This is a genomic window from Nocardioides rubriscoriae (genome assembly GCF_008087085.1).
Lineage (GTDB): Bacteria > Actinomycetota > Actinomycetes > Propionibacteriales > Nocardioidaceae > Nocardioides > Nocardioides rubriscoriae.
In genome coordinates, this window is sequence record NZ_VIYJ01000016.1 from 54,592 (window position 1) to 66,576 (window position 11,985).

Genomic DNA, 11,985 nt, shown 5'->3' on the forward strand with positions numbered 1-11,985 from the left:
CTCGTTGGGGTATCGACCCCGTCTGCTCCCCGGAGGACCGATGACCCGCCTCGCACGCCTGCTCGCGACCGCCACCGCCGCCGTCCTGGCCGCGTCGCTGCTGCTCGCGCCCAGCCCCGGTGACGCCGCACCCGCCCGGCGCAAGACCACCTGGACCGCGGCGGCCCGGGCCACGCTGACGCCCGGCGTGATGGCCTACACCGCCGGTGCCCAGTGCACCACCAACTTCGTCTTCAGCGACGCCACCGGCGGGGTCTACCTGGGCTACGCCGCCCACTGCGCCGGCAAGGGCGAGGCCACCGACACCAACGGCTGCACCACCGCGTCGCTGCCGCTCGGCACCCGGGTCACCTTCGTGCGCGGCGGCAGCCTGGTCAGCGGCGGCACCCGCCTGGGCGGCGGCACGCTCGCCTACTCCTCGTGGCTGACCGAGCGCAGGATCGGCACCACCGACCCCGCCACCTGCGCCTACAACGACTTCGCGCTGGTCAAGGTCGACGCCAAGGATGTCGCCAAGGTCAACCCCTCGGTGCCGTTCTGGGGCGGGCCCACCGGCCTCGACACCGATGGCCTGGGCCTCGGCGAGCGCGTCTACAGCTACGGCAACTCCAGCCTGCGCGCCGGACTCACGGTCCTGTCGCCCAAGTACGGCGCCGGGCTCGGTGACGCCGCGGCCGACCGCGGCTGGTCCCACCCGCTCTACACCCTCACCCCGGGCATCCCCGGCGACTCCGGCTCGGGCTTCATGACCGCCGGCGGCAAGGCCGTCGGCACGCTCTCGACCGTCGCCCTCGCGCCCATCCCCGCCTCCAACAACCTCGGTGACCTCGCCAAGGAGCTCGCTTTCGCCCAGCGCCGCTCCGGCATCAAGGGACTGCAGCTCGTCAAGGGCACGAAGGCCTTCACCGGGCTCCTGTAGCCGCCGTCGGTCCCGTCTTTCCGGGTAACTCCGGGTGAATCTTCAGTGTTCAAGTGGACATTGGTGAGGTTGCCTGTGCGGCGGTGCTCTAATGGACCCACGCAGCGGGCGACGGACGTCCGAGGCGCCGTACGACGGACCCTCGGAGGGGCGACGACATGACTGGCCACACGACGCGCTTCAAGCAGGTCGCGTCCGTGGTGCCCCTCGCGCTGGTCTCGGTCGCCTGGACCGCCCACGTGGCCGGGTCCGGCCCGGCGCTGTCGGGCGCGGCGACCCCGACGCCCCTGACGGCCGCCGCCCCCGGTGCGCGACCCCTCCCCGACGCGCCCGTCGTCCCCCTCGCCCCCCTCGACCGCCCCGCGAGCCTCTCGGCGTCCGACGAGATCGCCGCGTCCGTCGGCCGCGTCACGCCGGTGGTCAGCACGCCGTCCTCGACCGACATCCCCTCCGCCGCGCTCGCCGCCTACCAACGTGCCGAGACGGTCATCAGCGCCGCCGACCCGACCTGCCGGTTGAGCTGGCAGCTGCTGGCCGCCGTCGGCCGGGTCGAGTCCGACCACGGACGCGTCGGCGGGGGAGTCACCGGCGCCGACGGGGTCTCGACCCCTCCGATCACCGGGCCGGTCCTCGACGGGCGACACGGCACCCGTGCGATCCCCGACACCGACGCCGGCCAGTACGACGGCGACACCCGCTACGACCGTGCCGTCGGCCCGATGCAGTTCATCCCGTCGACCTGGGCGGTCGTCGGGGTCGACGCCGACGACGACGGCAACCGCAACCCCCAGGACCTCGACGACGCGGCCCTCGCCGCGGCCGTCTACCTCTGTTCCGGCGACGAGGACCTCTCGAGCCCCGCGGGCCAGCGGCTCGCGGTCCACCGCTACAACCGCAGCGACGCCTACGTCACCGAGGTGCTCGCCGTCATGGCCGGCTACCTCCGCGACGACCACCTCCCCGGCCCGCGCCCGGTGCTCTCGGCCCGCACCGCCCTGGTCGGCCCGCCGGCCCCGGCCGCCCCTCCCGTCGGGGGGCTCGTGGCCGCCCAGCCGGCGCACGGCCACCGTGGCCCGACCGCCGCCGCCCAGCCGGTCGGCCCGTCGGTCGTCTCGGCCGGCACCCCCGCCACCGCGGCCGAACCGGTCGGCGCAGCGTTGCCGGGCGGACCGGGCGCCCCGGTGGACCCGCCCACCCAGGCGCCGGCCGACCCCGACGCACCGGCCGACCCGACCCCCGACCCGCCCCCCGACCCCGAGCCCGATCCCGGCACCCTCACCCCCGAGGACGCCGCGCTCTACTGCGCCGAGCTCGACCTGGTCGACGACCCCACCGTGGCCGACGACGACTACGACACCTGCCTGGCCACCTACACCGCACCGGCCGACGAGACGCCCGTGCCCACCCCGCCGAGCACCCCGTCGAGCCCGCCGGCCACGCCCCGGACGTCCCCGTCCAGCGACGAGGCCCGTCCCGTCGGCTGAGGTGCCGGCCGACCCCCGTGCGGGTTGCTGGTATCAATGGGCCCATGGCCACTACTGCCCTCGGCGGCAACCCCTGTCAGACCGTCGGTGAGCTCCCCGCGGTGGGCGACACCGCCCCGGCGTTCACCTTGGTCGGGTCCGACTTCAGCGAGGTCACCCTCGCGTCCGGCACCCGCACGGTCCTCAACATCTTCCCCAGCGTCGACACCGGGGTGTGCGCCGCGAGCGTCAAGAGGTTCAACGAGCTCGCCGCCTCCCTCGACGACACCGTCGTCGTCAACGTCTCGGCCGACCTGCCGTTCGCCCAGGCCCGCTTCTGCGGCGCCGAGGGCATCGACAAGGTCGTCGCCGCCTCCGCCTACCGGTCGACGTTCGGTGCCGACTACGGCGTCACCCTGGCCGACGGCAAGTTCGAGGGCCTGCTGGCCCGATCGGTCGTCGTCGTCGACGCCGACGGCACCGTGATCCACAGCCAGCTCGTCCCCGAGATCGGCACCGAGCCCGACTACGACGCCGCCGTCGCCTCCCTGCGCTAGCCAGCCGCTAGCCCCACACCCACCTGTCGGGGTAGTCCCTGACGGAAATCAAGGATCCGGGGCCTCCGGAGCTGATTGACGTCAGGGACTACCCCGACGGCGTCGGTCGGCAGCTAGCACTCAGCAAGCACGGCGACCTCGGTAGGGGTCGACCGCCCGCGCAGCACGACCTCGTCGTACGACGTCCAGCGGCCGCTCTCGTCGGCGCCGGCCGCGGTGACCGTGGCCTGGGCGACGAGCACGCAGCCCGGGACCTCCTTGGCGAGGTCGGTGAGCCGGGCGGCGGAGTTCACCGCGTCGCCGATCACGGTGTACTCGAAGCGGCTGCGGTGTCCGACGTTGCCGGCGACGACCTCGCCGGTCGCGACCCCGATGCCCGCGCCGACCTCGGGCACCTCGTGGGCCAGTCGCGCGGCCATCGCCCGGGCGGCCCGCAGCGCCTGCTCGGCGTGGTCAGCGAGCGCGACCGGGGCGCCGAAGACGGCCAGCACGGCGTCACCGATGAACTTGTTGACCAGGCCGTGGTGGCGGTCGACCTCGTCGACCACGACCCCGAAGAAGCGGTTGAGCATCTCGACGACCTCGCCCGGCGAGCGCCGGGTGGCGTACCCGGTCGACCCGACGAGGTCGACGAACAGCACCGTCGCCACCCGGGTCTCGCCGCCCAGCTCGACCCCGCCGGCCGCGGCGGCGGCCGCGACCTCCTGGCCGACGTGGCGGCCGAAGAGGTCGCGCAGGTGCTCGCGCTCGCGCAGCCCGTGCACCATCTGGTTGAAGCCGGACTGCAGCAGGCCCAGCTCGGTGCCGTCGTAGACCGGGACCTCGCGCTCGAGGTCGCCGCGCTCGACGTCGAGCAGCGCGTCGCGCACCGAGAGCACCGGCGCGACCACCGAGCGGGCGTTGAGCACCGTCACCATCAGCCCGAAGACGAGCACCACACCGCCGATCACGACCGCGGTCACCGCGAGCCGGGTCAGCGAGGTGTCGCCCGGTTTGACCAGGGCCAGCAGCGCGGTGAGCATCAGCCCGAGCATCGGTACGCCGGTGCCCAGGCACCAGAAGATGACCAGCCGGTCGCCCACCCCGACCCCGCGCGGCCGGGCGGTGAGCGGCGCCGCCGCGAGGGCCCGGGCCGAGACCGGGCGCACCGCGAACTGCGTGAAAAGGTAGGCGACCGCGCAGACCACGACGGCCGCGATCGCGACGGTCGCGAAGGTCGTCAGGGCCCGCGACGGTTGGAGCAGGAGCGCGAGCCCGGTGAACAGCACGGTCGCCCCGAGCCACAACCCGCCCTGCAGCTGCGTCAGGCGCAGCGGCACGCGCAGAGCACGCTCCCGGTCCGCGGCGTCGGGCTCGAGACCGGTGAGCGCCCAGCGCATCGCCCGCAGCGTCGTGGTGGTGCCGAGCACCGCGCCCACCACGACGGCCAGGGCGACGTACGTCGGCACGCCGATCGCCAGCGACAGGACGGTCCCTCGGTTGGCCGAGGGGGCCGGGATCACCACGCTGGAGATCACCAGGACGACGCCGGCGCCGACGACGTTGGTCGTCACGAGCAGGCCGGTCAGGAGCAGCTGGACGCGGACCCGCAGCGCGCGGGCGGTCTGGTCGGCGGGTCCGAGCAGCCGCGAGCCGAACGGGTTGCGCCGACCGTCGCTCACGAGATCACCGTAGGCGGCCGGCCGGCCCGGCACTGGTCCAATCCAGACGTTGGTTCACATCGAACAGCCTGGACGTCGCATAATGGGCGCGCTGCGGATGGACGCCTCGCGACGCAGCCGAGGCATGGGGATCTGACGGGAAGGGTGCGCCGGTGAGTAGCTCCACCCTGACCGCGACCCGGCCCGGCGGCGACCCCGAGCCTCGCCCGGAGCGCGCCAAGGCCGGCACGACGACGTCGACCCCGGCCAAGAGCACCCGCAACGCCCCCACGCCGGCCAGCCGCGGCGAGTACCGCCCCGACATCGACGGCATCCGGGGCGCGGCCGCGATCATGGTGATGGGCTTCCACGCCAAGGTCCCCGGCTTCGAGGGCGCCTACATCGGCCTCGACCTGTTCTTCGTCGTCTCCGGCTACGTCATCACCGGCCTGCTGATGTACGAGTTCACCAAGACCGGCGCCATCAAGTGGGGCGCGTTCTACGCCCGCCGCGCGCGCCGGCTGATCCCGGCCAAGGCGACGATGATCATCGGCGTCCTGGTGCTCAGCTACTTCATCCTGACCCCCACCGGGGCCGGTGGGGAGGGGCCGCAGCAGCAGACGGCCCGCTCGGCCGCCGCGGCGGCCGGCTTCGTCTCCAACTTTTTCTTCCTGCACGCCAGCAACGCCGGCGACGTCGACTACTTCAGCCACCAGGCCGGCACCGGCGTGCTGCTGCACACCTGGTCGCTGTCGGTCGAGGAGCAGTTCTACCTCGGCCTGCCGATCGCGATCCTGCTCGCCTGGCTGCTGTCCAAGCTGCTGCGGATGCCCGTGGTCCGCACCCTGCTGCTCACCACCGTCGCCCTCGGTGTCGCCTCGGCCTGGCTGGCCATCTCGCTGGCCGACACCGACCCCGACGCCGCCTACTACCTGCCGGTGACCCGGGCCTTCGAGTTCCTCATCGGCGTGGCCCTCGCCCTGGTCGTCCGCAAGGTCCGCGCGGCCGAGGACCTGCGCGAGGTCATGGGCCTGGCCGGCGTCGCGATCATCGCCTTCGTCATCTGGAAGCCGATGCCGGTCGAGGGCTACCCCAGCTACTGGGCGCTGCTGCCGTGCGCCGCCGCGGCCCTGCTGGTCTGGGCGGGCGTCGGTGGGCCCACGGTGGTCACCCGCCTGCTGTCGATCCCGTTCCTCGTCGGGCTCGGTCTGGTCTCCTACGGCTGGTACCTCTGGCACTGGCCGTTCCTCGTCCTGGGCGAGTCGCTCAACCTGGCCCCGCCGCCGCTGCACGTGCGGGTGGCCCTGGTGCTCGCCGCGCTCTTCGTCGCCTGGCTGAGCTACCGCTACATCGAGGGCCTGTTCTACAAGCGCTCCGGCACCGTCAGCAAGAGCCGTACGTGGGGCTCGCGCCGCGTGATGATCAGCGGCGTCCTGGCCATGTCGTGCGTCGCCGGGCTCAGCGGCGGGGCGCTCGCCCTGGCCGAGGAGGCCGAGACCTCCCCGCACTGGCAGGAGGTCAACGCCCAGCTGGCCGACGCCCCCGAGCTGCCCGCCTCGTGCCTCGAGGGCCAGACCCTCATCCCGAGCAAGCCCGGCCAGTGCGACCTGGTGCCCTTCGAGTTCGGCCGCCCGACCCTCATGCTGTGGGGCGACTCGCACGCCTGGATGTACATCCCCGCCATCGAGGCCGCAGCCCGCAAGAAGGACGTCAACGTCGTCGCGTTCGTGATGGGCGCCTGCCCGGTCTTCATCCCGACCGAGACCGCGACCGGCGCGTGCGCCCGCTCCAACGCCCTGGCCCTGCGCTTCGCCGAGCGTCACGTCGACGACCGGGCGCCGTTGAAGATCATCATCAGCCAGAGCTACGAGACCTACCGCGGCACGCCCAAGATCGGTGGGGCCGCCGACGCCAGCGTCGACTACGTCAAGAAGATGGCGACCTACAGCCAGCTCGGCACGCCGGCGCTCTTCGAGCGGCTGGCCGAGATCGACGCCGACGTCGACGTCGTCGGGCCGACGCCGATCATCCCCCGCAACGCCCCGCTGTGCGAGGCGATCTCGCGTCCTTACTCCTGCGACGTGCCGCGCGTCGACGCCATCAAGGACGAGGCCGACAACCGCGACTGGCTGCTGGGCCTGATGAGCGGCCTGCCCGGCGCGGTCGACCCCGAGACCGGCAAGACCCGGGTCATCGTCACCACCGGCTCCGAGATCGGCCGGGCCGCCGGGGTCACCGACGCCGCCGCGACCGACGGCAGGTCCAGCAACCGCAACGGCGGGCTGACGCCGCCGCGCCTGATCGACCCGGTCGGCGCCCTGTGCAACACCACGATGTGCTTCGCCGAGTCCGGCGGCGTCACCTACTACTTCGACGACAACCACCTCAGCGCCAAGATGTCGCGGATGCTCAAGAAGTACTTCGTGCCGAGCCTGCGCGACATCGTCGGCGACACCGAGACCAGCGACGCAGCAGCCGGGTGACCGGCCGGCCCCTGCGGGCGGTCCTCGTCTTCGTCGCCGCCCTCGTCGCCCTGTCCGGCGTCGCCTACGTCGTGCAGCAGACGCTCTACGTCCGTCCCCCGGTCCGCGACCTCACCCCGGGCGGTGCCGCCGCCTACGTCGCTGCTCCGGTCGCCCGGCCGGCGCCGACGGCGGGTGCCGCTGCCGGTGCGGGCTCCGGGGCCGGCGTCCCGCAGGTCGACCCCGCGTGGCTGCGACGTACGGCGGGGGCCGCTGGCCTGCCCGAGGCCGCGCTCGGCGCCTACGCCCGCGCCGAGCTCGCCTCACCGCGCTCCTGCGGTCTGGGCTGGACCACCCTGGCCGGCATCGGCTGGGTCGAGTCGCAGCACGGCACGCTCGGTGGCCGCACGCTGGGCGCCGACGGCCGCTCCTCCACCCGCATCCTCGGCCCCGCGCTCGACGGCGAGGGCCCCTTCGCCGCCATCCGCGCGACGCCCGAGACGACCGGCTACCACGGCGACCCCGACTGGGACCACGCCCTGGGGCCGATGCAGTTCATCCCGACCACCTGGGAGCAGTGGGCCGCCGACGGCGACGGTGACGGCGTGCGTGACCCCCACGACCTCGACGACGCCGCACTGGCCGCCGCCGACTACCTGTGCGCCGGCGGCCGCGACCTCACCACCGGCCAGGGCTGGACCGACGCCGTGCTGTCCTACAACAACGCCCGGGCCTACGTCGACGCCGTGCACTCCGCCGCGACGACGTACGCCGACCGCACCGGCTGAGACCCGCGCGTACCAGGTTGCGGCCTTCTCCTGCGTCGTGGACGGTCGGGTGTCACCATGTGGGCATCATGAAGATGCGCTCCCTCATCTCCCTGGTCGTGACCGCCGTCGCCACGGCGGTCCTGGCGACCCTGCTGGTCACCTCGACGACCAGCACCGCCCAGGCCGCCCCCGAGCAGGTCACCACCGCCACCGCCGTGTCAGCCAAGCCGCGCAACCCCAGCCAGGACTTCCCACGGATGCCGCGCGAGTGTGCGACGCCGAAGGAGAAGATCCCGGCCAAGCCGGTGGTCTGCCAGCTCAACCCCTACGACGCCGACCGGCCGACCATCGTGCTGTGGGGCGACTCCCACTCGTGGATGTTCATCCCGGCGCTCAAGGCCGCCGTCCAGGGCCGGGGGGTCAACCTGATCGGCGTGATGATGGGTTCCTGCCCGCCCATGGACAACCAGGTCGCGCCCGACGACTCGGTGCCCGCCTGCTTCCGCTCCAACGCCCTGGCCATCGACGTGGCCCGCAAGCTCGAGGCCAGCGGGCGTCCCTACCGGATCGTGCTGGCCGGCAGCTGGCAGCGCTACGTCCACGCCCGCAAGGTCCGCGACCGGGTGTCGTACGTCGGGATGATGGCGGCCGCCATGGTGAAGGCCACCCCCCGTCTCGCGCGCACCCTCAAGGCCATCGGCTCCGACGTCGACGTGATCGGCCAGGTCGCCACCGTCCCCGAGCGGCACCGCGACTGCGCCAAGGGCAACGAGCCCTACTCGTGCCAGCTCGCGCGCGGCAAGTCCCTGCCCGAGGCCGCCGCCACCCGCCGCTACGTCGCGCAGGCGCTCAAGCCGGTCCTCGGCACGCGCAAGCCGATCGACGTCAACGCCCGCTTCTGCGGCGCCAAGGTGTGCCGGGGCCTGGTCGGCTCGACGCACACCTGGTTCGACGACCTGCACCTGAGCGCCACGATGTCGGCGACCCTGAAGTCCTACTTCACCCGCACCGTCGACGCCGTCGTCCCCAGCACCGAGCCGCCGCCGGTCGACCCCGGCTGCCCGCTGATCATCTTCTGCTGACGTGCCCCGCTTCAGCGCCGCCGAGATCACCGAGGCCTACGCCGCGATGCACGACCGCGTGCGGCAGCACACGGCGAGCGGCGACTGGGACGACTACGCGCTGAGCTTCACCGAGGACGCCGTCTACGTCGAGCACGCCTACGGCACCTTCCACGGCCGCGACGAGATCCGCGCGTGGGCGGTCGCCACCATGACGTCGTTCCCCGGCTCGGTGATGACCGGCTTCCCGCTGGCCTGGCAGACCGTCGACGAGTCGACGTCGCGGCTGATCTGCGAGGTGCGCAACCTGATGCCCGACCCCGGTGACGGCTCGGTGCACGAGGAGTCCAACCTCACGATCATGACCTACGCCGGCGACGGGCTGTTCTCCCGCGAGGAGGACGTCTACAACCCGCTGCGCTTCCTGCGGATGACCCTGCGCTGGGCCGCGGTCGCCGAGGCTCACGGCACCCTGTCCGACGAGGGCCGCGCCTACGTCGCGCAGTACTCGGGCTGAGTTCACCTCCGCGTCGCCACGACGGGCGATCCTCGCGACGTGGGAGCGAGGGTCCGGCGCTGGGGCGTGGTCGTGGCCGGGTGGCTGCTGCTCGCCGTGGGTGTCGTGCTCTTCCCGCTGCCGGGGCCCGGGCTGCTGGTGATGCTGGCCGGCCTGCTGCTGCTGGCCCGCGAGTCCGAGTGGGCCGAGCGCCAGGTCGTGGCCCTGCGCGAGCGGGTCCTCGAGGAGGCCAAGCGCGGGGTCGCCACCGGCTGGCGGGCCCTGTGGTCGCTGACCACCTGCGCCCTGCTCGCCGCGTCGGGCCTGCTGTGGCTCTGGGAGCCGGCCCGCCCCGACTGGTGGGTGCTGCCGGCCTGGACCTGGCTGCCCGGAGGCTGGGCGGCGGGGGTCAGCCAGCTGGTGTCGGGCCTGCTGACCCTCGGCCTGGTCGGCTACGCGTGGGCCTGCCGCTTGACCGGCTCTGGAATGCTTCGACCATGAAGACCGCCGCCAGACGCGTGCTCATCGAGGTCGCCGGCTGGGGTCTGCTGATCGCCGGCATCGCGATGATCGCCCTCCCCGGGCCCGGCCTGCTCGGCATCTTCGCCGGCCTGGCCGTGCTCTCGCAGCAGTACGAGTGGGCCGAGCGGCGCCTCGACCCCGTCAAGTACCGCGCCCTGAAGGGTGCCGCCGAGAGCGTCGAGACCCCGCTGCGCATCGCGGTCTCGCTCGTGGGCGTGCTGTTCCTGCTGGCGTGCGCGGCCTACTGGTACGCCGACCCGGCCCAGCCCGGCTGGTGGCCGCTGCCCGACTGGACCTGGCTGCCCGGTGGACGGGCCACGAGCTTCACCCTGGTCGGCTCCGCGCTCATCGCCGTCGCGCTGCTCGTCTACTCCTACCGCCGCTTCCACGGCAACCCCGAGGCCGTCGCCGCACTCGAGGCCGACATCGAGGAAGCCGACCGGGAGTTCCGCGGGGCCTGAGGCGGCGGGCGGGCGACAGCACTCGGACGACGTCGGGCAGGTCGGACTCGTTCTCGCCGAGGACGCCGTCACACGGACAGAGCCGAGACGCTACGACTCAACCTGCCCGTCGTTCTACGGCTGGTTCCGACGGCGCCCGAACGCCGGGATCACCGCGCACTCCTGGCGGCAGGGTCGGGCGGCTCGACACCGCGGCGGTGAGCCAGCCACCTTTCCGGGGGCTGTTGTCGCCGCAAAGGTGGCCGACGCACCGCTGCCGCCCACCGCACTCGCGGCGACAGAGTCGGGCGGAGCCCGCTGGGCGGCAAAGTCGGGCGCTTCTGGGCACGCGTAGAGGAGACTCTTCCCGTGATGCCCTCGGTTGATGTGGCGTCTCTTCCTGGCGAGTGGTGGCTACCCAGTGACTCGGAAGCTAAGTCGCTCGAATCGGAGCTCCGACGAGAAGCGCCCGACGGGCACCGCCTTGTCGGGGTGGAAGTGGTCCCCGCGTGCGTAAAGCGGCATCTTGACGTTGTCGTCTGTTGGCTGCCTGAGACAGGCCGGGCAGTGGTCCATCTCAGCTACTCGGTCGAGGCTGACGTCCGTTGGCCAATGACGGATATCCACGACGACTGGGACGCACTCGTTCAGGACCTCGCAGCCGACTAGGGCCTCAAGGCCGTCTGCCGAGACGCCATGTCGCGGCATCGTTTGGGTGGCTGCGCCCCGCAAGGTCGGGCGCAGCCCTCTTGGCGGCAGAGTCGGGCGGCTGACTCAATCAGTGAACTTGAACTCGAGGGACGACCCGTCGACACCGTCGGGTAGTTGTCGGGCCATATCGCCGTAGAACGAGTGCAGTTCCGACAGCGGCACTGCACCGCGACTTACGACGGCGAGGTCGCGCCCTTCGGTGGTGAACGGCGGGGGCCACAGCGATAGGCCTTGGTCGGATGAGAGGGAACCAACCTCGTGCTTCCAACCGGGCCAACGGAGGCCGTCGTAGAAGTCCGTCGTTCCTCCCGTGAGTGCCCACGAGACGAATGCTGAGTGGCCTCCACCAATCGGCGTCCAGTCGAGGGTGTCAGGACCCCAGTAGCAAACCTCGCCTGGTGGCGCGTTCAGACCGCCTCCGTTGATAGCGAACCGGCCACCGAGCACGTCCCAAGCAACTTCCAGGAAGGGTGGTGGTCCGTCCGAGAGACGGTTGACCTCGTGGAGACCGGGCAGGTCCTGCGCGCCAGCGCCAAGGATGCGGAGCCAGCCGTGCTCTATGAGGATTGCTCCGCACTCACCCGCGAGGGCTCCGAGGAAACTGGCGGTGGTTACCTGCATGGCTTCGAGCGCGGCATCGCCAGACGTCGAGTCCGTGGGCACGACCTCGACTTGGACGGGAGCATCGGTGACCAGGTTGAGAATCTCAGGCCACGCGGGGTTGGGACTGTCGCGGAGGGTTGCCGCTGACCGTCGACTGATCACACCACATCGTTGCACCCCGTTACGCCCGACCTTCGGCACGACCGCGCGGGTCGCGGCATAGGAAGGCGTTCTGGGTAGCCGCAGGTGGGGGTCGTTGGTGGACAGGTGAACGTCCTCCCTGGTGCGGTGTTTCGGGCTTGGTGTCCCAACCCCACTCAAGGAGGACGTTCATGAACAAC

Annotated in this window: 11 protein-coding genes; 9 read left to right on the forward strand and 2 right to left on the reverse strand. The window is 72.3% G+C overall.

All coding sequences use genetic code 11. The annotated features are described in order from the left end of the window. The first annotated feature begins 40 nt into the window (after positions 1–40). The 3 genes from FZC61_RS22030 to tpx all read left to right on the forward strand — a co-directional run bounded on the left by FZC61_RS22030 (position 41) and on the right by tpx (position 2,939). Complete coding sequence (locus FZC61_RS22030; protein WP_148616421.1) at positions 41–919, forward strand: hypothetical protein; 879 nt, start codon at positions 41–43, stop codon at positions 917–919. A 158-nt stretch (positions 920–1,077) separates the two neighbouring features. Beyond that, complete coding sequence (locus FZC61_RS24020; RefSeq protein WP_148616422.1) at positions 1,078–2,403, forward strand: lytic murein transglycosylase; 1,326 nt, start codon at positions 1,078–1,080, stop codon at positions 2,401–2,403. A gap of 44 nt (positions 2,404–2,447) precedes the next feature. Further along, positions 2,448–2,939 carry a thiol peroxidase gene (tpx, locus tag FZC61_RS22040; protein WP_148616423.1) on the forward strand — a complete coding sequence of 164 codons (492 nt, stop codon included), beginning with the start codon at positions 2,448–2,450 and terminating at the stop codon, positions 2,937–2,939. A gap of 113 nt (positions 2,940–3,052) precedes the next feature. Here tpx and FZC61_RS22045 read toward each other — a convergent pair whose 3' ends face one another. Further along, positions 3,053–4,600 carry an adenylate/guanylate cyclase domain-containing protein gene (locus FZC61_RS22045; protein ID WP_148616424.1) on the reverse strand — a complete coding sequence of 516 codons (1,548 nt, stop codon included), beginning with the start codon at positions 4,598–4,600 and terminating at the stop codon, positions 3,053–3,055. A 152-nt stretch (positions 4,601–4,752) separates the two neighbouring features. Between FZC61_RS22045 and FZC61_RS22050 the strand changes: the two genes are divergently transcribed. From FZC61_RS22050 to FZC61_RS22075, 6 genes are all read left to right on the forward strand, one after another. Continuing rightward, positions 4,753–7,062: an acyltransferase family protein gene (locus tag FZC61_RS22050; RefSeq protein WP_148616425.1), complete on the forward strand. Its 2,310-nt coding sequence runs from the start codon at positions 4,753–4,755 to the stop codon at positions 7,060–7,062. After that, entirely contained in the window at positions 7,059–7,829 is a 771-nt protein-coding gene (locus FZC61_RS22055) for a lytic murein transglycosylase (RefSeq protein WP_148616426.1), read from the forward strand. Before FZC61_RS22050 ends, FZC61_RS22055 begins: the two co-directional genes overlap by 4 nt. Positions 7,830–7,897: 68 nt before the next feature. Beyond that, positions 7,898–8,893 carry an SGNH hydrolase domain-containing protein gene (locus tag FZC61_RS22060; RefSeq protein WP_148616427.1) on the forward strand — a complete coding sequence of 332 codons (996 nt, stop codon included), beginning with the start codon at positions 7,898–7,900 and terminating at the stop codon, positions 8,891–8,893. A gap of 1 nt (position 8,894) precedes the next feature. Beyond that, complete coding sequence (locus tag FZC61_RS22065; protein ID WP_211357397.1) at positions 8,895–9,389, forward strand: nuclear transport factor 2 family protein; 495 nt, start codon at positions 8,895–8,897, stop codon at positions 9,387–9,389. Positions 9,390–9,428: 39 nt separating this feature from the next. After that, the gene (locus tag FZC61_RS22070; protein ID WP_148616428.1) at positions 9,429–9,869 is read left to right on the forward strand and encodes a PGPGW domain-containing protein; all 441 of its coding nucleotides are present in this window, start codon (positions 9,429–9,431) and stop codon (positions 9,867–9,869) included. Continuing rightward, positions 9,866–10,351: a PGPGW domain-containing protein gene (locus FZC61_RS22075; protein WP_148616429.1), complete on the forward strand. Its 486-nt coding sequence runs from the start codon at positions 9,866–9,868 to the stop codon at positions 10,349–10,351. The genes FZC61_RS22070 and FZC61_RS22075 overlap by 4 nt, the downstream gene beginning before the upstream one ends. A 753-nt stretch (positions 10,352–11,104) precedes the next feature. Here FZC61_RS22075 and FZC61_RS22080 read toward each other — a convergent pair. Continuing rightward, positions 11,105–11,806 (reverse strand): DUF2625 family protein, encoded by a 702-nt coding sequence (locus FZC61_RS22080; protein ID WP_170286228.1) that lies wholly within the window; start codon positions 11,804–11,806, stop codon positions 11,105–11,107. Between the last annotated feature and the right edge of the window lie 179 nt (positions 11,807–11,985).